The sequence below is a fragment of the Curtobacterium sp. PvP017 genome (assembly GCF_054060195.1).
Genome location: NZ_JBSSCY010000001.1, coordinates 73,770 through 94,743 on the forward strand (window position 1 = coordinate 73,770; position 20,974 = coordinate 94,743).

Genomic DNA, 20,974 nt, shown 5'->3' on the forward strand with positions numbered 1-20,974 from the left:
TTGGTACAGCGGTGTACTTCAGGTGACGAGCAACGTATACCGCTTTACACGAGGTGGTCAAGCCTCTACGCTCGACGGCATGAGCGACACCACCGCCGGAGCCGTCGACCGCCGCCGCGTGACCATCGCGCAGGTCGCCAAGCGCGCCGGCGTCTCGACCTCGGCGGTCTCGCACGTGTTCAACGGCCGGCCGAACGTCTCGGCCGCCACCGCGGCCCGCATCCGCAAGGCCGCCGACGACCTGAACTGGCGGCCGAACCTGGCGAGCCGCAAGCTCTCCGGCAACGCGGGGCACAGCCTCGGGCTGGTCCTCGCCCGCTCGCGCGACACCTTCCAGCGCGACCCGTTCACGATGCGGCTGATCGCCGGCCTGACCGAGCCCCTCGCCGCGATCGGGTGGTCACTGTCCGTCACCCTCGTGCAGGCCGACGACGAAGCCGCCGTCTACCGCCAGTGGTGGACCGAGCAGCGGGTCGACGGCTTCCTGCTCGTCGACGTCCGCACCGACGACCCCCGCATCCCGATGCTGCAGCACCTGGCGGCCCCGGCCGTCATGCTCGGCGCGCCGATCCCCGGCAGCACCGTCCCGGCGGTCACCGTGGGAGACGCCGACGCGACCGAGTCCCTGCTCGACCACCTCGGTGCGCTCGGGCACCGCCGGATCGCCCGCGTCGGGGACGGCCCGGCGCTCGCCCACACCGGCGCCCGCGATGCCCGCTTCACCGCCGCGGCCGCGCGTCGGGGCGTGGACGCGCTCGTGCTCGGGTGGCGCGCCGACGCCGAGGACCCGGTGGCCGACCTGCTCGCCCGCCTCGACCGCGCCACCGCGATCGTCCTGGACGGCGAGGCGATCGCGGCAGAGGTGATCGCACACGCCCCCGAGCTCGGCGTCCGCGTGCCCGAGGACCTGTCCGTCGTCGCGTGGGAGGACTCGTGGGTCTCGTCGATCGTGCGTCCGTCGCTGACCGCCCTCGACGCCCCCGTCGAGGAGTCCGCCCGCACCGCGGTGGCCCTGGTCGAACGCCTCGTCCGTGGCGACGAGGTCGACGATGCCGAGGTCGGCGGGCGCGCCCTGCACGTCCGCGGCTCGACCGGCCCCGCGCCCACCACCGCCGCCACCGCTCCCTGACCGAAGGAGACCGATGACCACCGCCACGCGCTTCGGCGTGAACTACGTGCCCTCGACCGACTGGATGTTCCAGTGGCAGTCGGTGGAGGAGTCCGCGATCCGCCGTGACCTCGAGGCGATCGCCACCCTCGGCCTCGACCACGTCCGGCTGTTCCCGCTGTGGCCGACGCTGCAGCCGAACCGCACGCTCATCCGACGACGGGCCCTCGACGACGTGGCACTGGTGGTCGACATCGCCGCCGAGTTCGGGCTGGACGCCAGCGTCGACGTCGTCCAGGGGCACATGTCCGGGTTCGACTTCATCCCGGCGTGGCTCGTGAACTGGCACGACGGCAACATGTTCACCGACCAGCCGGCGATCGACGCGCAGGCCGCCCTGGTCGCCGCCGTGTACGACGCCGTGCGCGACCGCCCGAACTTCACCGGTCTGACCCTGGGCAACGAACTCAACCAGTTCCAGCCGCCGAACCCCGCCGCGATGCCGGCCGACACCGCGCAGGTGACGCACTGGCTCGAGTCCCTGCTCGGAGCGCCCCGCGACAAGGACCCGCGGCACGTCGTCACGCACTCCGAGAACGACCACCTCTGGTACCGCGACGGCCACCCGTTCGTGCCGGCGCACGCCAGCCGACTCGGAGACGTCACGACGGTGCACTCCTGGATCTTCAACGGCGTGGCCGGTCGGTACGGCGCACTCTCCGACGAGTCCGTTCGGCACGCCGAGTGGATGATCGAGCTGGCCCGCGCCTTCGCCACCGACCTCGACCGACCGGTCTGGCTGCAGGAGGTCGGGGCCCCCGACCGGCACCTCGCCGAATCCGAGATGCCGGAGTTCCTCGAGCGCACCGTCGCCGCGGCCCTGACCACCGAGCGCCTGCACGCGGTCACGTGGTGGTGCTCACACGACGTCTCCCGCGACCTCGGCGACTTCAAGGACCTGGAGTACTCGCTCGGCCTGCTCGACGTCGACAACCGCGTGAAGCCGCTCGGTCGTCGCTACGCCGAGGTCGTCGCCGATGCCCGGCGCTCCGCTCCGGCCCCGACCCCGCGGACGAGTGCCGTCGTGGTCGACGTCGACGAGGCCGACCTGCCGCTCCGTCGGACGGACCTGGCGCCGGGCGGCTCGGTGTTCGAGCACTGGCACCGACTGCGCGCCGCCGGCGAGGCCGTGACCGTCGTGACGAGCCGGACCGCAGCCGAGCCCGCGGCGCTGGCGGCACGGGGTGTGACCCGGGTCGTGGAGACCGCAGCGGTCTGACGGGGCCGAGCCGGGCCTCCCGGCCCTGACCGCGTTCGTCACCGAGCCCGCGATCCGGGCGTACCGTGACTGCCGATCCACACAGGAAGCCGCTCCTGAGCGACCGACCACTTGCGGCAGATGTAACTTTGCAGGCAGCGCAAAAATCGTTTCGCCAGCGCATCGGTACCGGGAGACCCTGCTCATGACCCAGACGGCGACCGCACCCTCGGCCCCCACCACGGCGTCCAACGTCGTGATGAACCACCGACAGATCCTGTTGGTGATCTACGGCCTGATGGCCGGCATGTTCCTCGGAGCCCTCGACCAGACGATCGTCGGCACCGCGATCCGCACCATCGGCGACGACCTGCACGGCCTCGACCAGCAGGCCTGGGTCACCACCGGGTACCTGATCGCCTCGACCGTGACGACGCCGATCTACGGCAAGCTCTCCGACATCTTCGGTCGGCGGCCGCTGTTCATCACGGCGATCGGCATCTTCATCCTCGGCTCGTTCGCGGCGTCGTTCTCGACCTCGATGCTCATGCTCGCCGGGTTCCGCGCGCTGCAGGGGCTCGGCGCCGGTGGTCTGATGTCCCTGCCGCTGGCGATCATGGGCGACATGCTCGCGCCCCGCGAGCGAGCGAAGTACCAGGGCTACTTCCTGGCCGTCTTCGGCATCTCGTCGGTGATCGGCCCGCTCGTCGGCGGTGTCTTCGCCGGCGCGAGCGAGCTGCTGTTCATCTCCGGTTGGCGCTGGGTGTTCCTGATCAACGTGCCGATCGGCGTCATCGCGCTGTTCATGGTGCTGACGTTCCTGCACCTGCCCAAGTTCGGCGACCGCGGCAAGCCCCGCATCGACTGGTGGGGCGCCACGCTCGTCATCGTCACCCTCGTACCGCTGCTGCTCATCGCCGAGCAGGGCCGTGAGTGGGGCTGGAGCTCCCCCGATGCCTTCGCCTGCTACGGCATCGGCGCTGCCGGGCTGATCGCGTTCATCATCGTCGAACGGGCGATGGGCAGCGACGCGATCCTCCCGATGAAGCTGTTCGGTTCGCGGGTGTTCTCGATGTCCGCGATCCTGTCCGTGCTCGTCGGCTTCGGGATGTTCGGCGCGATGCTGACGATCCCGCTGTACCTGCAGATCGTGAAGGGCGTCACCCCGACCGAGTCCGGGTTCGCGATGCTCCCGATGGTGCTCGGCCTGATGATCTCGTCGATCGCCTCGGGTCAGATCATCTCGCGGACCGGCAACTACCAGGTCTTCCCGATCACCGGCACGGCCTTCACCGCGCTCGGCTTCACGGTCCTGACCTTCCTGACCGCCGACCGTCCCCTCTGGTTCCTGATGCTCGGCATGTTCGGCATCGGCCTCGGGCTCGGGCAGCTCATGCAGACGCTGACCCTGGCGGCGCAGAACTCCGTGTCCCCGCGGGACATCGGCGTCGCGACCAGCGCCGCGACGTTCTTCCGGCAGATCGGCGGCACCATGGGCACCGCCGTGCTGCTGTCGGTCCTGTTCACCCTGATGCCGACGAACATCACCGCAGCGATGCAGAACGAGACCGACCTGAAGAGCGCGTTGAACGCCGCGCTCACGCCGTCGGTGGCGAACGCGTCCGAGAACAAGGGCGTGATGGACCAGATCTGGACGAAGATCGTCGATCCCGTGCAGAAGAACGTGCAGGACGGCCTGAACAAGGGCGCCGTGCAGGCGAAGGAAGCCGCCGACGCCGCCGTCACGAAGCAGGTCACGGCCGCCGTGCAGCAGCAGGTCGCAGCGGGCAAGCTCCCCGCCGCCGCAGCCGACACCGTCATCGCCCAGCAGGTCGACGACGCCAAGCCGGCCGCCGAGCAGCAGGCCCTCGAGACGGCTGCGGCCAAGGCGAACGCGACCGTCGTCGACGGCACGCTGCAGGTGGACTACTCGGACGAGGCGCAACGCGAGAACGTCGTCGACGAGGTCGCCCCGACGCTCATCAAGCAGCTCAAAAGCGGTGACTCGAGTGCGAGCTCGTCCGGTTCCGCGGCGACGAGCGACACCTCGTTCCTGAACGGCGCGGACAAGCGGCTCACCCGTCCGTTCCTGGTCGGGTTCAGCGACTCGGCCGTCCGCGTGTACTACGTCGGGCTCGCGGTGATCCTGCTCGCGTTCGTGCTGACCTGGTTCTTCCGGGTCCCGCCGCTGCGCAAGACGTCGGCACTGCAGGAGCAGGCGGACGCCGCACGGACCGCTGACGCGGACGCTGCGGCAGCAGGCGCAGGTGCCGGTTCGGGCGCCGGCGACGGATCGGGTTCGGCCGCGGTCGCCTCGTCGGACTCGGTGCCGACCTCGCCCGACGTGCCCGCCCAGCCCCGGTCGGCTCGCGCTGCCGGTTCGTCCGACGTGTCGGTGCTGCCCGACGATGTGCTGCCGAACGACGTCGCCACGGATGACACCCGCGCTCCGCTGCCCGACGCCACGACGCACGGCGCGCACTCGGCGGCTGCGCCGGTCGACGAGCCCCCGACGACGACCGGTGCGATCCGGACCAGGGCCGCCCATGCGGCAGTGGACCCGGACGCCGACGCGGAGCACCCGCACGGGCGGCACTCGGCGGAGTAGTGCGCGGGCGGGCTGGTCTGCCCGCCCGGCTGCCAGCGCTCGTGATGCGCGCCCGTTCCGACGTTCCACGCGTCGAACGACCCGTGGAACGTCGTGAACGGAGCGGACGCTAGGAGCGCTCTCGCTCGCGCATCTCGACGTAGTCACCGGCAGCGCACGCCGAGGTACCGCTGACCGTGTCGCCCCCGCCGAGGTCGGAGGACTGGAAACCGATGTTCGCCACGCCGTCCCCCTTGCCGTCGACACCGCTGTAGGACCCGTCGGCGTCGGAGAACCGCTTCGTGTCGAGTCCGCGCTCGCCCCACAGCTTCTCGACCGTTCGGATCCCCTGGTCGACGTCGCCGCGGTCTGCACGGGACTTGATGTACGTGTAGTTCACGCCCTCGCCGACGCCGCGCTCGTCCTCGCACGTGCCGAGCCGCGGCCCTTCCTCGACCTGCCACGTCCCGCCGAGCGCGTCGGTCGTTTCGTCGACGAGCTGCTGGATGCTGCGCTTCGCATCCGCCGGCTCCTGGGTCGGTTGGTTCTGCATCTGTCCTCCAGAACAGCCGGCGGTTGCGCCGACGATCGCGATCGTGGTCACGGTGACTGCGATCCACTGCTTCAGAGCGGTCATCGGTGTCGGTTCTCCGTCCGGTCGTCGGGTGTCCAGCATGTCACCCTGCCGGTGTCACTCGGTCGCCGTGCCCGGTCGTCGTCTTCGCCACGTTCCGCAGCGACTCGGTTCCCGGGTCGAGGTAGCCGTTGCCGCTCTCCGTGTGCACGCCGTGGTCCTTCACCGGCTCGAAGCCGTCGGTGCCGTCCGCGCCGAAGGTCTCCGCGCCGAAGCTGGAACTCGTCGGGTCGAGTCGGTAGGGCACGCTGAAGCCCCTGCCGATGTACGCGTACTGGTCGCCCAGCCCGGGGATGCCGACCATCGTGTCCTGCGCCTGTCCCGCGTAGACGTGGTCGGCCTGGATGTCCTCCGCCGTCGGGATGGTCTGCGGGATGCCGGCGGAAGCGATCGACGTGAACGAGTCGACGTGGACGCCAGGTGCCGTGAGCCCGATCGACGCCGTCGTGGTGCCGTACGAGTGCGCCAGGACGTTGGTCCGGGGCATGTCGCCCGCACGAGCGGCGTCGAGCCCACGGATCGATGCCGCGAGGTTCGCCCCGCCGCTCTCGGCCGCGTCCTCGTTGAAGACGCCGAGGTCGGGCGGTGCTGGCGGTGCGTCGTAGCCCATCCAGGCGATCACCGCGCGGTTTCCCGGGCCGTCCACCTTGAACTGCTCGTCCGCGACGTTCTGCGCGGCCTGGACCCACCCCGTCATCGTCTTGGTACTGGATGCCATCCCGGGAACGGCCCAGGTGACGTTGGTCGCGGTGTCCAGGTCGCCGATCGAGACGGCGGCCAGGGGCGGGACGTCTCCCGTCAGGGAGATGAGGAACCGGTTCTCCCCCAAGCTGGCCCGGATGCTCTTGAGCGCTTCGCGCTCGTCGGGATCGAGGTTCTTCCGTGCGAGTCGGTCGTCGAGGACCTCGTGGTTCGCGGTGTCCCGCGCCCAGTACGGGATCCCCTCGAGATTCCCGAGCATGGCGAGCACCTCGAGCGGCAACGCCTGGAGGTCCGCCTCGTCCCCCTTCGTCAGGCCGAGACCCGCCCAGGTCGCCGCGACCTCGGCCGGCGTGGCCCCTGGTGTGAGCAGGGTCCGGAACGACGGGGGGATCGTCGCGGCCGCGGCGAAGTCGAGGACCGTGTTCGAGAGACCGTTGCTCCCGCCAGCGCGTTCGAACGCGGACGCGATCCGTTCGATCCAATCGGCATCGGAAGCGTTCTCCTGCAGGTACCGGTCGAACCCCGTGAGGAGCGTCGAACTGGACACCTCCGCCCAGGAACAGTCGGTCGTGAAGCCGGACCACGCCGTCCGCAGCTTCTCCGCACGCTCCGAGAACCCGCGATCCGAGGCGCGCGCCGACGCCACGAAGGTCCGGAGCCGCTCCGGGTCCGCCGAACTCCGGCCCATGCTCGACCCGCCGGCAGTTCGCGGGCGGTCCGACGCGGAGAACGACGCCGAGATCGGTGTGGGCCGGATCGGGACGTCCGAGGGCTTCGGGTCGAACATCGGTGTCGGTTCGACCTCGAAGATCCCCAGCGGTTCGTCGTCGGCCTGCTGTCGCGCGGTCTCGCGTCCCTGCCAGGCGTCGACGTTCGCCAGCCGTTCGCGCTCTCGCTGGGCCTCACCGATGACGACCTGCACCGCGTCGGCGAGTCGACCGAGCGCCCCGGCGAGGCGGACACGGTCACCGGCTTCGGCCACCGCGGCTTCGGCGAAGCGGTCCGCGTAGGCGCCGGAGAAGTCGGCTGCGGCGTCCTCGGCGGCTGATCGACGGGCGGACGCCGCGAACAGCAACGTGATGTCCGCTGCCGTCGCCGCCGTGATCAGGCTGTTCGCCGCGCCTTCGTCGAACGGTATGGTCCCCAACATCGCCCCCGTGATGCTCGCGTCCGTCCGTCGACGGCCGAGGCTCCCCACCATACCCACCGACGACGAGGGGTGGACGTTCCGGTCCCGGAACCCGCCGTCGGCCTCAGCCCGTCGCGACCTCGAACGACGCCCCCGGCAAGCGCTTCCGCATCACGTCGATCGCCGCCGGGTTGTCGTCCACCAGCACGTACCGCCGCCCGAGCGCCGACGCCACCGCGCCGGTCGTCCCGCTGCCGGCGAAGAAGTCGAGCACCCAGTCCCCCTCGCGCGACGACGCCTGCACGATCCGCCGCAGCACGCCCTCGGGCTTCTGCGTCGGGTAGCCCGTCTTCTCCTTGCCGGTCGGCGACACGATCGTGTGCCACCAGACGTCGGTGGGGAGCTTGCCGCGCTCCCGCTTCTCGGGCGTGACGAGCCCGGGTGCCATGTAGGGCTCGCGGTCGACCGCCGACGAGTCGAACCAGTACTGCGACGGGTCCTTCACGTAGACCAGGATCGTGTCGTGCTTGGTCGGCCACCGCGACTTGGACTTGGCGCCGTAGTCGTAGGCCCAGACGATCTCGTTGAGGAACGACTCGCGGCCGAACAGCGCGTCGAGCAGGACCTTCGCGTAGTGCGACTCGCGGTAGTCGAGGTGCAGGTACAGGGTGCCGTCGGTGGTGAGGAGTCGCCAGGCCTCGAGCAGCCGTGGCTCGAGGAACGTCCAGTAGTCCTCGAACCGGTCGTCGAACCGCATCAGGTCGCCGCGGACCCGCTCGTAGGTCCGTCCGTGGAACCCCATCACCGGCCCGTCAGCGCTCGGCACCGCGGACGAAGCATGCCGCCGCTGGTACCGCCCCGTGTTGAACGGCGGGTCGAGGTACACGACGGTGAACGACCCGTCGGCGAGCGCCGGGGTCACGTCGAGGGCGTCGCCGAGGACGACGCGGTCCGGGCCTCGGTCGTCTCCCGTGTGCACGGGACCATTGTGGCGCAGCCAGCGGCGACTCGGGCTCGCGGGCGGCGCCACAGCCAGCGGCGACTCGGCCTCGCGGCGTAGCCTCGGCGCATGGCAGCACCCGAGGTCCGCAACGACACCGACAAGCAGCAGTACTCCCTGGTCGAGGACGGCGAGGTCATCGGCCTCGCCGCGTACGAGATCGACGGCGACGAGATCGGCTTCGTGCACACCGAGGTCGATCCCGAGCACCGTGGTGGCGGGCACGCGTCGATCCTCGTGCAGCACGCGCTCGACGACGTGCGCGCGAGCTCGTCACGACGGGTCGTCGCGCAGTGCAGCTACGTGCACGCGTGGATCGAGCGGCACCCGGACTACCAGGAGCTCACCACCCGCTGACGCGCGCGGCGAGCGACCGTCGACCGGTCAGTACGACCGGTCGTGCGTCCCGACGCGGGCTTCGTGCCGGCCGGCGCTCCGCACCGTCGGCACCTTGATGAGCACGCTGCCGCTGAGCAGGTCGTGGTCGTCGTCCGCCGGTGACGGTGCCTCCTTCGGGAGGCGCGACTGCCGTTCGTACTCGGCTTGCGTCTCGTGGCGGGTCGGCGCGAACACCTCGTCCAGCATCCCGCCGATGCCTCCGGAGCCGCCGCTGCGCGTGGACTTGTTCGACAGGTCGATCCACCCCACGCGATCGGCGATCCACACCACGACGGCCACGGCGGCCACCGCCCCCAGGAAGATCAACCAGTTCACGCGAGCGACGCTACGTGGACGATCCGGCCACGACATCAGCCGCGCGGGGGATTCTCATGATCCGCACGTGTGGTTCATGGAGTCGGTCGTCACACTGGTCGAGCGGCGGCCGGAGCGTCCCCCCTCTGCTCCGGCCGCCCACCACGAGCTCGCTCAGGGCACCCGCTCGAGCCACTCCTTCGTCGCGAACTTCGTCCGCACCAGCTCCTGCGCCTTCTCGCGCTCGGCTTCGGTCACCGCGCCGGGAGTCGCCCCGTACAGCTTCGTGAACGTGCCGACCAGCCGGTCGATGATCTCGGCGCGGGACAGCCCGGTCTGCGAGCGCAGCGGGTCCACCCGCTTCGCGGCCGACGTCGTCCCCTTGTCGCTCATCTTCTCGCGCCCGATCCGCAGGACCTGGACCATCTTCTCGCCGTCCATGTCGTAGCTCATGGTGGCGTGGTGGAGCAGGGATCCGGTGCCGAGTCGCTTCTGCGCGGCGCCGCCGATCTTGCCCTTGGCCGAGGTGATGTCGTTGAGCGGCTGGTAGTACGCGTCGATGCCGAGGGACTTCAGCGCCTCGATCACCCACTCGTCCAGGTAGGCGTAGGAGTCCGCGAACGTCATGCCCTGTACCAGGTCGGCGGGGACGTAGAGCGAGTACGAGATGATCGCGCCGGCGTCCATGAACATCGCGCCACCGCCGGAGATCCGCCGGACGACCTCGACGCCGTACTTCTCGGCACCGGCCGGGTCGACCTCGTTCTTCAGCGACTGGAACGACCCGATGACGACCGCGGGCTGGTCCCACTCCCAGATGCGCAGGGTCGGACCGCGGCGTCCGGCGCCGACCTCTTCGGTCAGCACCTGGTCGAGCGCGAGGTGCTCGTTCGGGCTGATCGGGCCCTCGTGGATGATCTGCCAGTCGTAGTCCTGCCACGACGACGCACGGGACAGCGCGCGGCGGACGGCGACCCCGACGGACTCGGGGGTGAAGCCGAGCAGCACCGCGTCGGCGGGGAGCGCGGCACGGACGGCCGCAGTGATGCCGGCGGCGTCGGTCGTCGCGGGCAGCCCGTTGACCGCCGTGTCGATGAGCGGCAGCGCGTCGTCCGGCTCGAGGAAGAAGTCGCCGGCGAGCCGGAACTCCCGGATGTTCCCGTCGTCGACCTCGAGGTCGACGACGACGAGCTTTCCACCTGGGACCTTGTACTCACCGTGCACGCGTCGAGCCTACGCCCGCGCGAGCAGGTCCTTCTCGAGGTACTCGGACGCCTCGAGCGCGACTCCGATCCGCAGCACGCCCCGGTCGGTGGCCAGCGCCTCGGCCGCCGCGATGAGCCGCGTCCCGACGCCCTGACCTCTCCGGTCCGCGTCGACGCGGAGGTTCCGGAACTCGGGCCGGACATCAGCGGTCACCTCGCCCGAGCCGACCGGCACCCCGTCGATCCAGGCCACCAGGACGGTCTGCTCGCCGCGCGTCTGGGCCGCGAATGCGGGGCGCACGTACTGCCGGCCAGCCGGCTCCCGCCGCTCGACCGCCTCGACCGCCGCCAGGTCGAGGACCGCGACGGTCACCTCGTCCACGTCACCCCGGTCGTCATCCGCACCGCCGCCCGCCCACACCGCGTTCCGTCCGCTCGCCGGCCGTCGCCTCAGCGACGGGCCGTCACCCGGTCCAGCCACGTGACCAGGTCCCCCACGACCTCGTCGCGGTTCGTCTCGTTGTAGACCTCGTGCCGCGCGCCCTCGTACACCTGCACCGTGACGTCGGACAGCCGCCCGCGACGCCGGTAGGCCTGCGCCAACCGCTCGACCGATCGCGGCCCGCCGAGGGCGTCGTCGGACCCGACCTGCAGCAGCATGGGCAGGTCGTGCGGGATCCCCCGACGCGGCACCCCGAGCAGCCGGAGGGTGTCGGACAGGCCGAACAGCCCGATGACGTCGGCCTCGACGGCGAGCGGGTCCACCGACATCGCATCGATGATCTTCCGGTCGCGGGTGAGCCACTCGTACTTGGTCGGCCCGGAGCCCGCGTGCCGCGCGTTGAGGTCGCCGCTGTTCATCCACCCGGGCAGCCGGTACGCGGTGGCGGAGAGCACGACGCCGTCGTACGACTCCGACGCGGTGTTCACGATGCGCTGGGCCATCAGCGAGCCCCACGAGTGCCCGAGCAGCACCAGCGGCACGCCGGGGGTGTCGGCACGGGCGACCTCCCCCATCTGCTCGACGGCAGCGATCGCGGCGCGCAGTCCGCCGGGTCCGAGCCGTCCGAGCTTGGCGTGGTCGCCGTCCCACTGGCCGAGGCCGGTGCGCCCGTGCCCGCGGTGGTCGTTCGCGTGCACGGTGTACCCGGCGCGGACGAGGTCCTGTGCCAACGGCTCGTACCGCAACCCGTGCTCGCCGACGCCGTGCGCGATCTGCACGATGCCCTTGGGGCGCGCCGCTCGCCAGGTCGAGTAGACGATCTCGACGCCGTGGGCGTCGGTGAACGAGGCGTCGCCTCGCGCTGCGGAGAAGGTGGGCACGTGAATATCCTCGCAGACAGGCACCCCCACGGACCTGTTCATCCGGCGTTCACGCAGGGGCTTCGGGGCGGGCCTACCGTCCCCGGCATGGACGTCCTCGTCATCGTCGTGCTCGTGATCGTGGTGGCCCTCGTGTTCGACTTCACGAACGGGTTCCACGACACCGCCAACGCCATGGCCACGTCGGTCGCCACGGGGGCGCTCAAGCCCCGGACCGCCGTGCTCATCTCCGCCGTCCTCAACGTGGTCGGCGCGTTCCTCTCCACCGAGGTCGCCAAGACCGTCTCGCAGGGCATCATCCGCGAGGGCCAGGACGGCGTCCACATCTCCCCCACGATGATCTTCGCCGGGCTGGTGGGCGCGGTCCTCTGGAACCTCGCCACCTGGTACCTCGGGTTGCCGTCGTCGTCGACGCACGCGCTGTTCGGCGGGCTGATCGGCGCATCGATCATCGGCGCCGGGTTGAACTCGGTCGACTGGGCGACGGTGGTGTCGAAGGTCGTGCTGCCGGCACTGGTCTCCCCCGTGATCGCCGGTGTGATCGCGCTGGTGGCGACGTACCTGGCGTACACGCTCACCAAGAACGCGACGACGCACGGTGCGGCGACCGGGTTCCGGCACGGCCAGACCGTCTCGGCGTCGCTGGTGTCGCTGGCGCACGGCACGAATGATGCGCAGAAGACCATGGGCGTCATCACGCTCACGCTCATCGCCGCGAACTACCAGGACGGCGGCACCGGCCCGGCGCTCTGGGTGATCCTGGCATGCGGACTCGCGATCGGCCTCGGCACCTACATGGGTGGCTGGCGCATCATGCAGACGGTCGGCAAGAAGATCTCCGACGTGCAGTCGCCGCAGGGCTTCGCCGCCGAGACGAGCTCGGCGGCGACGATCCTCATCTCGTCGCACCTCGGCTTCGCCCTGTCGACGACGCACGTCACCAGCGGTTCGGTGATCGGGTCCGGGCTCGGCAAGAAGCTCGCCGACGTGCACTGGTCGGTCGTCGGCCGCATCGTCGTCGCGTGGGTGATCACGCTGCCGGCGGCCGCGGTGGTCGGCGGGTTGGCGACCTGGCTCGCCTCGACCTCGGCGGTCGGCCTCGTGCTGGTGGCGGTGCTCGCCCTGGCCGGCGGGCTGACCTTCACCGTCCTCGCCAAGCGCAAGCCGATCTCGCACGACGACGTCGCCGCGGGATCGACCGAACCCACCGACCAGGCCGAGCCGCAGCCGGCCGGCGCGCAGAACTGAGGGGAACGACCATGGAGATCGACTTCGCCAGCATCGGCACGGTCGCGGGCGTCGGGTTCGTGGCCGCGGTCGGCATCGTGCTGGTCTACACGCTCGGCCTGAGGCTGCTCGGCGCGGGGCAGCCTCTGGACACCGGCGGCGAGCGCACGCAGTACGCCGAGGAGACCCCGCGCTCCGGGCACACGCCGCCGGCAGCACTGGCGGGTGCCGTGCTGTGCTTCGCGGTCTGCGTCGCCGCCGTGCTCGCCGGCATCTGGCTCACGATCCCCCAGTTCCACTAGCGCGTTCCTTCCCATCGCGCCCGCGGTGGGAAACGGAAACGGGCGTACCTGGTCGAAACTTCCGACCAGGTACGCCCGTTTCGACCAGGTACTCGACCGACGTCAGTGCGCGGAGTACCCGCCGTCGACCAGGTGGTAGCTGCCCGTGATGAACGAGGCCTTGTCACTCAGCAGGAACAGCACGAGCGCGGCGACCTCCTTGTCGGTGCCGAGGCGCTTCGTGGCGTGCTCCTCTTCCAGCGCCGAGATGGCCTCGGGCGTCATGGCGTTGCGGAGCAGCGGGGTGTCGATGAAGCCCGGGCCGACGGCGTTGGTGCGGACGCCCTGCGCCGAGTACTCGAGCGCGGCGACCTTGGTCAGGCCGGCCAGGGCGTGCTTCGACGCGACGTACGCGGCGTTCTGCGCGATGCCGACCGTGCCGAGCACCGACGCCATGTTCACGATCGAGCCACCGCCGGCGGCGACCATCGCGGGCAGCTCGTAGCGGAGGCCGTAGAAGACACCGTCGAGGTCGACCGCACGGACGCGGTCCCAGGCGGCGATGTCGTACTCGCCGATCTTCTGCGGGGCGGCGCCGATGCCGGCGTTGTTCACGGCGAGGTGCAGCGCGCCGTACGTGTCGACGGCGTACTGGACCATGCGCTCGTTGTCGGCGGCGACGGCGGAGTTGGCCTCGAACGCGCTGGCGGTCCCGCCGGCCTCCGTGATCTCGGACGCGACCCGCTGGGCAGCGTCGAGCTTGATGTCGGTGACGACGACCGTGGCACCCGCCGCGGCGAGCTCCTTCGCGACGGACTCGCCGATGCCGCTGCCACCACCGGTGACGATGGCGACCTTGCCCTCGAACTCGGACATGATTCCTTCTCTCTGAACAACACCTGTTGTCCAGAACCACGGTACACCCGCAAACCAGTTCGTTCACTGAACTAATGAGCTAGGCTAACGACCCGTGACCGACGCCACCGACCTCCGCATCGCCGTGAACCGGCTGTCCCGGACGCTCCGCGCGCAGAAGGCCGACACGACCGTCACCGACGCCCAGTTCGCCGCCCTCGCGCGCCTGCACCGGGACGGCGCGATGACCCTGGCCGACCTGAGCCGCCAGGACGGCGTCACCCCGCCCTCGATGACGAAGACCATCGCGGTCCTGGTCGAGCGCGGCCTCGTCTCGAAGGGCGGCCACGACGACGACCGCCGCAAGGTCGTCCTCTGCGCCACCCCCGCCGGAGCCGCGTTCGTCGAGGAGACCCGTCGGCGCCGGGACGGCTGGCTCACCCCGCGACTGGCCGCACTCACCCCCGTCGAGCGCGCCACCCTCGCCGACGCCACCGAGATCATGAGGAGGCTGGCCCAGCAGTGACCGCCATGTTCCGCTCCCTCGCCGGACGCAACTACCGCATCTGGTTCGCCGGTGCCCTGGTGTCGAACGTCGGCACCTGGATGCAGCGCACCGCCCAGGACTGGATCGTCCTGACCCAGCTCTCCGACAACGACGCCGTCGCGGTGGGCATCACGATGGCGTTGCAGTTCGGCCCGCAGTTGCTGCTCCTCCCCCTGACCGGCCTCGCCGCCGACCGCTTCGACCGCCGCAAGATGCTCATGCTCACGCAGGCGCTGATGGGCCTGTTGGGGCTCGGACTCGGTGTCATGGTCCTCACGCACACCGCGACGCTGCTCGCGTTGTACGGCTTCGCGCTCGCGCTCGGCATCGTCGCCGCGTTCGACACCCCGATCCGGCAGGCGTTCGTCTCCGACGTCGTGCAGGGCGAGAACGTCGCGAACGCCGTCGCGCTCAACTCCGCCTCGTTCAACGCCGCGCGCCTGATCGGTCCCGCGGTCGCCGGTGTGCTCATCGCCGCCATCGGGTCGGGGTGGGTGTTCGTCATCAACGCCGGATCGTTCCTGGCGGTCCTCATCGCCCTGCGGTTCGTCGACCCCGCACAGCTCGCCGAGCGCTTGCACGCCGGCCGCGGCAAGGGGCAGATCGTCGCCGGCTTCCGGTACGTGCGGACCCGGCCGGACATCATCGTCGTGCTCTGCATGATCTTCGTGGTCGGCACGTTCGGCGTGAACTTCCCGATCTTCACCTCGACGATGGCCCGCGTCGAGTTCCACCAGGGCGCGGGCGAGTTCGGCCTGCTCAACTCGGTGATGGCGATCGGGTCGGTGTTCGGCGCCCTGATGTCCGCGCGCCGTGACCGACCGCGGATGCGCACCCTGGTCCTCGCCGCCGGCGGCTTCGGCCTCGCCTGCACCGCCGCCGCCCTCGCACCCACGTACTGGACCTTCGCGTTCGTCCTGGTGTTCGTCGGACTCGCGGCACTGACCTTCATGACCACCGCGAACGCCCTGGTCCAGACCACCACGACACCCGCGATGCGCGGCCGCGTGATGGCGCTCTACATGGCGATCTTCGCCGGCGGCACCCCGATCGGCGCCCCGATCGTCGGCGCCATCGCCGATGCGTGGGGTCCTCGCTGGGCCATCGCGGTCGGCGCAGCGTCCGGCTTCGTCGCACTCGCCATCGCGATCGTCTGGCTCGTCCGGTTCCAGCGCCTGCGGCTCCGGTACGACGCGGACACCCGCCTGCACCTCGCGGTCACGCACGCGATCCCGGTGGTGGGCACACGCGCCTCGCGCGCGGCGCTCCGCCAGGAGCTCGAGCGCGAAGAAGCGGTCGCGGACCGCTCCAGCGCCGTCTGACGCGTCCACTTCGCGAAAGCGACAGATCTCCGCGACGCGACGGCATCCAGTCCGCGAAAGCGACAGATCTCCGCGGACTGTTCGCGGGTTTCTGACGCTCTCGCGGGGCGGACGGGAGGCACGGGTCGACGCCGCCACGGGCCTCCCGTCCGTCGCCGGTGCCGCCCATGGCCGCGATCAGTGCGCGGGTTGGGTCGCCGCGAAGACGCGCTCGTCGAGCGCCGCCGCGACGCGGTCCGCGGCAGCCGCGAGTCGGTGGCCGGCGTCGCCCACGATGCCGAGGACCGAGTCCGCGGGGACGGCCTCGAGCCGGTCGCGCGCGGCGGAGAAGGCCGCGACCTCGTCGGCCACGCAGGACGGTGCCACGTCGGCCAGGCACTCGGCCGCCCGCCGGACCGTGAAGCGGAGCGACCGCGGACTGTGCTCGTCGAGCAGCAGGAACGCCGCGGCGTCGTCGGGTACCGGGTGGTGGTCGCGGCCACGCAGGAAGGCCTCGCCCGCGCCGCACGCCCGGAGCGCCGCCGTCCACGAGGTGACCGAGTCCGGTTCGAGCAGCCCCGATGCGAGCAGCCTGGCGGTCGAGGCGACCCGGGTCAGGGAGCGGCCGAGGGTGAAGAACTCCCAGACCTCGTCGCGACTGGCATCCCCCTCGACCACGCCGATGGCGAGGGCGCTGCGTTCCCGTGCCCAACCGAGGAACTCGTGCGCCCGGCCCGGAGCGATCTTGCGCGGCATGCGCGAACGGGTCACGTCGAGGCAGTCCCAGAGCTCGCTCGAGACGACCTCGCGAGCCCGACGGGCGTGGTCACGCGCGACGGCGACCGCGGCGGCGATGGACGCCGGCTCGTGCCGGTCCAGCGCGAGTGCGTCGATCGTCGCGGACCGATCGGTGTCGTTCGCCGGCCCGGCGGTGCCCACGACCGCGCGGAGCTCGGCGGCGACGGCCCGGTCGTCCTCGACGGTGCCGGGTTCGCGGCGGGCGACGTAGACGTCGAGCAGGCGGGCGACCACGTCGGTGCGCTCGACCGCGCTCCCCACGTGGAAGACGTTCCCCGCGAGTCGGCTCAGCACGGCTGCTCCTGCATCCCCAGAACCTAACGAGCGGGCGTTGCGGGAGTGTTTCGGAACCGCGTCACGGGTGTTGCGGTGTCCGATGTCCGCGCCCGCACCGGGGTCTCGGCTGCGATCAGGGGCTCTCGCTAGACAATCTAACTAGAGCGTCTAGCATTGCAGGATGACGTCCGAGGTCCTGACCAGCACTGCGGGGTTCTGGTACGAGGACTCCCCGGTCACCGCCGTCGACGTCCTGAACGCCCTGCGCCGGTACCGCACCGCCGAGAGCGCCGCGCAGCGTCGTGCCCGCGAGGCCCTGGGCATCGGCGAGAACGCACTGCTCGCGCTGCGGGTCCTCATCGACGCCGAGCAGGACGGCCGGACCGTCAACGCCAAGGACCTGGCCGAGCGGCTCGAGATCACGGCGGCATCGACCTCGGCACTCGTCGACCGACTCGTCCGGAGCGGTCACGTCGAGCGGCACCAGGACCCGATCGACCGCCGCGGCGTGATCCTCACCGCGACGGGGACCTCGATGCGCCACGCCGTGCGGGTCATCGAGGAGCTCGACGCCCGTGCGCTCGAGGTGACGGAGCACCTGCCGACCGACGAGATGGCGGTGGTGGTGGACTTCCTCGACGAGATGGTCCGCGTGGTCGACGACGTCGACATCGACGCCGGGGGCCGCACGGCTCGTCGCGCGTAGCCTGCTGCCCATGGACCCTCGCGGCACGCACGACCCCGAGGACGACATGCCGTTCGCCGAACTCGACTCCCGGGCCCGCGCCGACGCCGCACTCCGGCGCATCCAGAGCGGGGCCGATCCGACGCGTGAGGCCTTCGACCTGGCGAACACCATGAACGACGAGGCCGTCGGCCGGCTCACGAAGCGGCTCCGCCGGCTCTTCCGCCGCGACTGACGCCGCGTCAGAAGGCGGTGCCGACCGCCGCGATGTCGTCGCCGCCGTGGCCGGCCGCACTGGCGTCGGCGTAGACGCGCCCCAGGGCGTCGAGGAGCGTCGTGGACACCCCGTTCGCCCGCGCGGCATCGGCGATGAGCCCGATGTCCTTCCGCAGACCGTCGAGTGCGAACTGCGCCGGGAACTCCCCCGCGATGATCGACGCACCCTTGGTGTGCGCGTAGGCCGAGTCGCTCGCGCTGCCGTCGATCGCGTCGAGGAACAGCTGCGGGTCGAGCCCGAGCGCCGCTGCGAGGGCGAGCGACTGCCCCGTGGCCGCGGTGATCGACGCGATCCAGGCGTTGGCCGCGAGCTTGAGCGCGGTGCCGTCGCCGACCCGCTCGCCGGCGCGGACGGTCTTCGCACCCATCGCGTCGAGCACGGGGACGACGCGGTCGACGTCGGCAGCGGGGCCCGCCGCCAGCATCGTGAGCTTCCCCTGCTCCGCCGGTGCCTTGGTGCCGAGCATCATCGCCTCGACCAGGGTGATGCCGTACTTCGCTGCCAGCTGCACGACGGTCTCGGTGCCGTCGACACCGATCGTGGACGCCTGCACCCACACGGCGTCGGTCGGCGCGTCACCGGCGGCCTGTTCGAGCACGTCGACCACGGCGTCGGTGTCGAAGAGCGTCAAGAGGACGACCTCGGCGTGCTCGACGGCGGCGCTCGGATCCGTGGCGACCGTCGCACCACGCTCACCGAGGGGAGCCGCCTTGTCGGCACTCCGGTTCCAGACCGTGACCTGGTGACCCTCGCGCAGCAGCGACCCCGCCACGCCGGCACCCATCGCCCCGGTCCCCAACACCGTCACTCGCACGTGCGTCTCCGTCCTGCCGCGGCGCGCTGCCCCGGCCGTCTCGACGGTACGCGCCCCGGCGGTGCCCCGTTGGTGCCCCGCGTCGGCCTCGTCAGAGGAGCCCGCGGGCCTGCAGCCAGGCGGCGGGATCGACGGGGACGCCGTCGACGATGACCTCGAAGTGCAGGTGCGCACCGGTGGAGACGCCCGTGTTGCCGACGGCGCCGATGCGCTGGCCGGCCGACAGGACCTGACCGGATCGGACCCCGATCGTCGACAGGTGGCCGTACCGGGTCTGGGTGCCGTCGACGTGCTGCAGCAGCACCTGGTTGCCGTACCCGCCCAGGACGCCGGCCGAGACGACACGGCCGGGCATCGCAGCGACGACGGCGGTGCCGATCGAGGCGGCGAAGTCGATGCCCTGGTGGTTCGTCGAGCAGGCGGAGCAGCCGGTCACCCAACGTGTGCCGAACCCACCGGCGGCCGGCACGGTGCCGGCGGTGGGGCGGGCCGCGGCGGCGGACGACCCGACGACGACGGTGCGCGCCCGGGCTGCGGCGACCCGGCCGACCGTGAAGCCGTCGCGGCCAACGACGGGCCGAGCGGACCCGTCGGCGACGAACTGCTGCACGTCGAGCGCGGGACCGCGTGGCGAGGGGGTCGAGGCCATCGCGGTCTGCGGCGAGCCGACGGCCACGGCGACGAAGAGACACGTCACCGCGGCGGTCGCGGTCGCAGGCAGGGCACGCCGGACGGAACTGCGGAAGAAGGAGGGGGAAGCCGGGGTGACGGGAGGGGACACCGTCACCCCGGCGGCTCTGGGGGCGTCCGGGCGCGTGTCGTGTCGAGCACGGCGACGCACGGCCGGTTCGGATCGGCGGGTGGTGGAGCGGTTCGCGGCCCGCCGGTCGGCACCGCGCGGGCGCAGCGGGAGGCCGTCGGGGGACGTCGTCATCGCTCGGGGACCGCCCGGCTCAGACGCGGACGACGCCGTCGCGGGCGATCCGGTCGAGCTCGGTCGCGACGGCGTCGACGACCGCTCGGGTGATGGCATCGGCGACCGTCTCGACCAGGACGAGCTGCTCGGGGTGCACGCGGAGTTCGGTGACCACGGACGGGGTGACGCGGACGGTGATGTCGTCGATCGCGGCGACGAGGGCCGCTGGCACGAGGGTCGAGTCACCGGCGCGGACGGGCGCGGTCATCGGCGAGGTCGGCGCAGGGGCCGCAGCTGCTCGTGCCGCAGCCGGAGTCGGGGTCTGGGCAGGGGCGGGCGACTCGGGCTGGTCGTGCCGCTGGGCGATGGAGTCGAAGAGCGGGGTGGAGGACATGCTGCTGACCGTCCGATCTGGATCGAGGGGCGCGGGCCGTTGTCGGGCGACCCGTCGGGGAACCGTGCCGTGCGGCACGTCCCTCATTCAACCATCGATATTTCAGATGTGCAATAGTGACCGGATGGATCCGGCTCAGTCGGGGTCGACGGCCGCCGCGGTCGGGTCGTCCGGCTGGAGCACACGCCGGACCCGTTCGACGATCGTTGCGGGCGGGTTGTTGTAGGTGTTCGCCGGCTCCTGCCCGCTGAGCTCCTGGATCGCTGCCATCACCGCATCGGTCGCGTGCCGGCGTGCACGTCCGGACGACGCCTCACCGAAGGACGACAGGTCGATCGGCTTGCCGAACTCGATCGTCACCTTCGCCAGCTTCGGCAGCTTCGAGCCGACGGGCTGCACGTCCTGCGTGCCCGTGAGCGCCACGGGCACCACGGGGGCGCCGCTCGTCAGGGCCAGCCAGGCGACGCCCGTGCGGCCCTTGTAGATCCGTCCGTCCAGCGACCGGGTGCCCTCCGGGTAGATCGCGAAGGCCTCGCCCTCGTCCAGGCGCGCGAGCCCGAGGTCCAGTGCTTGCTGCGCCGCCGCTCCGGCTCCGCGCTCGACGCCGATCGCACCGATGCCGCCGAAGAACGCCCGGGACACCGCCCCGCGGAACCCCGTCCCGGTGAAGTACTCCTGCTTCGCGAGGAAGGCGACCTTGCGCGGGGCCATCAGCGTGATCGCCGGGGAGTCGATGAAGGAGCGGTGGTTGCTCGCGAGGATGACCGGTCCGCGCTTCGGCACGTTGCGGCGTCCGATGATCTTCGGTCGCCAGAGCATCCGCGCGAGCGGGGTCACCACTGCGCGGCTCAGCACGGTGGCGAACTTGGTCGAACCGGGCACCGGGCCTCCTCGTCGTGACGGCGGACTCCCGAGTGTAATCACGCCGGGCAGCGCTCCATGCCCGCTGCGGCATGCATGCTCG

At 71.3% G+C, this 20,974-nt stretch carries 23 protein-coding genes; 10 read left to right on the plus strand and 13 right to left on the minus strand.

Annotated elements, in window-relative coordinates; all coding sequences use genetic code 11:
- The first annotated feature begins 79 nt into the window (after positions 1-79).
- From ACVKXF_RS00370 to ACVKXF_RS00380, 3 genes are all read left to right on the plus strand, one after another.
- Positions 80-1,129 carry a LacI family DNA-binding transcriptional regulator gene (locus ACVKXF_RS00370; RefSeq protein WP_340197878.1) on the plus strand — a complete coding sequence of 350 codons (1,050 nt, stop codon included), beginning with the start codon at positions 80-82 and terminating at the stop codon, positions 1,127-1,129.
- A 13-nt stretch (positions 1,130-1,142) separates the two neighbouring features.
- A complete protein-coding gene (locus tag ACVKXF_RS00375; protein WP_456794502.1) occupies positions 1,143-2,387 on the plus strand; it encodes a glycoside hydrolase 5 family protein in 1,245 nt (414 codons plus the stop codon).
- A gap of 145 nt (positions 2,388-2,532) precedes the next feature.
- A complete protein-coding gene (locus tag ACVKXF_RS00380; protein WP_456794891.1) occupies positions 2,533-4,974 on the plus strand; it encodes an MDR family MFS transporter in 2,442 nt (813 codons plus the stop codon).
- Positions 4,975-5,083: 109 nt separating this feature from the next.
- Here ACVKXF_RS00380 and ACVKXF_RS00385 read toward each other — a convergent pair whose 3' ends face one another.
- The 3 genes from ACVKXF_RS00385 to ACVKXF_RS00395 form a co-directional block, all read right to left on the minus strand.
- Positions 5,084-5,590, minus strand: coding sequence for a hypothetical protein (locus tag ACVKXF_RS00385; protein WP_456794503.1), 507 nt, complete (start codon positions 5,588-5,590; stop codon positions 5,084-5,086).
- A 40-nt stretch (positions 5,591-5,630) separates the two neighbouring features.
- Positions 5,631-7,439: an alpha/beta hydrolase gene (locus tag ACVKXF_RS00390; RefSeq protein WP_456794504.1), complete on the minus strand. Its 1,809-nt coding sequence runs from the start codon at positions 7,437-7,439 to the stop codon at positions 5,631-5,633.
- Positions 7,440-7,542: 103 nt separating this feature from the next.
- Positions 7,543-8,397 carry a DNA-methyltransferase gene (locus ACVKXF_RS00395; RefSeq protein ID WP_456794505.1) on the minus strand — a complete coding sequence of 285 codons (855 nt, stop codon included), beginning with the start codon at positions 8,395-8,397 and terminating at the stop codon, positions 7,543-7,545.
- 90 nt (positions 8,398-8,487) lie between these two features.
- On the opposite strand from ACVKXF_RS00395, the gene ACVKXF_RS00400 reads away from it, so the two are divergent.
- Positions 8,488-8,775 (plus strand): GNAT family N-acetyltransferase, encoded by a 288-nt coding sequence (locus ACVKXF_RS00400; RefSeq protein ID WP_456794506.1) that lies wholly within the window; start codon positions 8,488-8,490, stop codon positions 8,773-8,775.
- 27 nt (positions 8,776-8,802) lie between these two features.
- On the opposite strand, the gene ACVKXF_RS00405 is transcribed toward ACVKXF_RS00400, so the two are convergent.
- From ACVKXF_RS00405 to ACVKXF_RS00420, 4 genes are all read right to left on the minus strand, one after another.
- The gene (locus ACVKXF_RS00405) at positions 8,803-9,132 is read right to left on the minus strand and encodes a hypothetical protein (RefSeq protein WP_123340175.1); all 330 of its coding nucleotides are present in this window, start codon (positions 9,130-9,132) and stop codon (positions 8,803-8,805) included.
- 153 nt (positions 9,133-9,285) lie between these two features.
- Positions 9,286-10,335 carry a lipoate--protein ligase family protein gene (locus tag ACVKXF_RS00410; protein WP_456794507.1) on the minus strand — a complete coding sequence of 350 codons (1,050 nt, stop codon included), beginning with the start codon at positions 10,333-10,335 and terminating at the stop codon, positions 9,286-9,288.
- Positions 10,336-10,344: 9 nt separating this feature from the next.
- Positions 10,345-10,698 (minus strand): GNAT family N-acetyltransferase, encoded by a 354-nt coding sequence (locus ACVKXF_RS00415; protein ID WP_456794508.1) that lies wholly within the window; start codon positions 10,696-10,698, stop codon positions 10,345-10,347.
- 68 nt (positions 10,699-10,766) lie between these two features.
- Entirely contained in the window at positions 10,767-11,639 is an 873-nt protein-coding gene (locus ACVKXF_RS00420) for an alpha/beta hydrolase (RefSeq protein ID WP_340197886.1), read from the minus strand.
- Between the two features lie 87 nt (positions 11,640-11,726).
- On the opposite strand from ACVKXF_RS00420, the gene ACVKXF_RS00425 reads away from it, so the two are divergent.
- Together ACVKXF_RS00425 and ACVKXF_RS00430 are read left to right on the plus strand one after the other, a co-directional pair.
- Complete coding sequence (locus tag ACVKXF_RS00425) at positions 11,727-12,887, plus strand: anion permease (protein ID WP_456794509.1); 1,161 nt, start codon at positions 11,727-11,729, stop codon at positions 12,885-12,887.
- An 11-nt stretch (positions 12,888-12,898) separates the two neighbouring features.
- Positions 12,899-13,168 carry a hypothetical protein gene (locus tag ACVKXF_RS00430; RefSeq protein ID WP_456794510.1) on the plus strand — a complete coding sequence of 90 codons (270 nt, stop codon included), beginning with the start codon at positions 12,899-12,901 and terminating at the stop codon, positions 13,166-13,168.
- Between the two features lie 102 nt (positions 13,169-13,270).
- Here ACVKXF_RS00430 and ACVKXF_RS00435 read toward each other — a convergent pair whose 3' ends face one another.
- Positions 13,271-14,023, minus strand: a complete 753-nt coding sequence (locus tag ACVKXF_RS00435) for an SDR family NAD(P)-dependent oxidoreductase (protein WP_123310199.1) — start codon at positions 14,021-14,023, stop codon at positions 13,271-13,273.
- A gap of 94 nt (positions 14,024-14,117) precedes the next feature.
- Here ACVKXF_RS00435 and ACVKXF_RS00440 point away from each other — a divergent pair, with 94 nt between their 5' ends.
- Both ACVKXF_RS00440 and ACVKXF_RS00445 read left to right on the plus strand, forming a co-directional pair.
- Positions 14,118-14,528: a MarR family winged helix-turn-helix transcriptional regulator gene (locus ACVKXF_RS00440; RefSeq protein ID WP_111085532.1), complete on the plus strand. Its 411-nt coding sequence runs from the start codon at positions 14,118-14,120 to the stop codon at positions 14,526-14,528.
- Entirely contained in the window at positions 14,525-15,871 is a 1,347-nt protein-coding gene (locus tag ACVKXF_RS00445) for an MFS transporter (protein WP_456794511.1), read from the plus strand. The genes ACVKXF_RS00440 and ACVKXF_RS00445 overlap by 4 nt, the downstream gene beginning before the upstream one ends.
- 177 nt (positions 15,872-16,048) lie before the next feature.
- Here ACVKXF_RS00445 and ACVKXF_RS00450 read toward each other — a convergent pair whose 3' ends face one another.
- Complete coding sequence (locus ACVKXF_RS00450) at positions 16,049-16,942, minus strand: alpha-E domain-containing protein (protein WP_185021219.1); 894 nt, start codon at positions 16,940-16,942, stop codon at positions 16,049-16,051.
- A gap of 163 nt (positions 16,943-17,105) precedes the next feature.
- On the opposite strand from ACVKXF_RS00450, the gene ACVKXF_RS00455 reads away from it, so the two are divergent.
- Together ACVKXF_RS00455 and ACVKXF_RS00460 are read left to right on the plus strand one after the other, a co-directional pair.
- Positions 17,106-17,630 carry a MarR family winged helix-turn-helix transcriptional regulator gene (locus tag ACVKXF_RS00455; protein WP_456794512.1) on the plus strand — a complete coding sequence of 175 codons (525 nt, stop codon included), beginning with the start codon at positions 17,106-17,108 and terminating at the stop codon, positions 17,628-17,630.
- A 10-nt stretch (positions 17,631-17,640) separates the two neighbouring features.
- Positions 17,641-17,844 carry a hypothetical protein gene (locus ACVKXF_RS00460; RefSeq protein ID WP_123310207.1) on the plus strand — a complete coding sequence of 68 codons (204 nt, stop codon included), beginning with the start codon at positions 17,641-17,643 and terminating at the stop codon, positions 17,842-17,844.
- Positions 17,845-17,851: 7 nt separating this feature from the next.
- On the opposite strand, the gene ACVKXF_RS00465 is transcribed toward ACVKXF_RS00460, so the two are convergent.
- From ACVKXF_RS00465 to ACVKXF_RS00480, 4 genes are all read right to left on the minus strand, one after another.
- Entirely contained in the window at positions 17,852-18,700 is an 849-nt protein-coding gene (locus tag ACVKXF_RS00465) for an NAD(P)-dependent oxidoreductase (RefSeq protein WP_456794513.1), read from the minus strand.
- A gap of 91 nt (positions 18,701-18,791) precedes the next feature.
- Positions 18,792-19,397 carry a M23 family metallopeptidase gene (locus ACVKXF_RS00470; protein ID WP_456794514.1) on the minus strand — a complete coding sequence of 202 codons (606 nt, stop codon included), beginning with the start codon at positions 19,395-19,397 and terminating at the stop codon, positions 18,792-18,794.
- 256 nt (positions 19,398-19,653) lie between these two features.
- Positions 19,654-20,010, minus strand: coding sequence for a hypothetical protein (locus ACVKXF_RS00475; RefSeq protein WP_148061676.1), 357 nt, complete (start codon positions 20,008-20,010; stop codon positions 19,654-19,656).
- Positions 20,011-20,145: 135 nt separating this feature from the next.
- Positions 20,146-20,892 carry a lysophospholipid acyltransferase family protein gene (locus ACVKXF_RS00480; RefSeq protein WP_123310215.1) on the minus strand — a complete coding sequence of 249 codons (747 nt, stop codon included), beginning with the start codon at positions 20,890-20,892 and terminating at the stop codon, positions 20,146-20,148.
- Positions 20,893-20,974 lie beyond the last annotated feature (82 nt).

Coding starts and splice junctions, on each gene's coding strand:
- ACVKXF_RS00455 (WP_456794512.1), top strand. CDS start 17,106: ATGACGTCCGAGGTCCTGACCAGCACTGCGGGGTTCTGGTACGAGGAC.
- ACVKXF_RS00435 (WP_123310199.1), bottom strand. CDS start 14,023: ATGTCCGAGTTCGAGGGCAAGGTCGCCATCGTCACCGGTGGTGGCAGC.
- ACVKXF_RS00390 (WP_456794504.1), bottom strand. CDS start 7,439: ATGTTGGGGACCATACCGTTCGACGAAGGCGCGGCGAACAGCCTGATC.
- ACVKXF_RS00475 (WP_148061676.1), bottom strand. CDS start 20,010: ATGTCCTCCACCCCGCTCTTCGACTCCATCGCCCAGCGGCACGACCAG.
- ACVKXF_RS00425 (WP_456794509.1), top strand. CDS start 11,727: ATGGACGTCCTCGTCATCGTCGTGCTCGTGATCGTGGTGGCCCTCGTG.
- ACVKXF_RS00370 (WP_340197878.1), top strand. CDS start 80: ATGAGCGACACCACCGCCGGAGCCGTCGACCGCCGCCGCGTGACCATC.
- ACVKXF_RS00385 (WP_456794503.1), bottom strand. CDS start 5,590: ATGACCGCTCTGAAGCAGTGGATCGCAGTCACCGTGACCACGATCGCG.
- ACVKXF_RS00375 (WP_456794502.1), top strand. CDS start 1,143: ATGACCACCGCCACGCGCTTCGGCGTGAACTACGTGCCCTCGACCGAC.
- ACVKXF_RS00460 (WP_123310207.1), top strand. CDS start 17,641: ATGGACCCTCGCGGCACGCACGACCCCGAGGACGACATGCCGTTCGCC.
- ACVKXF_RS00430 (WP_456794510.1), top strand. CDS start 12,899: ATGGAGATCGACTTCGCCAGCATCGGCACGGTCGCGGGCGTCGGGTTC.
- ACVKXF_RS00400 (WP_456794506.1), top strand. CDS start 8,488: ATGGCAGCACCCGAGGTCCGCAACGACACCGACAAGCAGCAGTACTCC.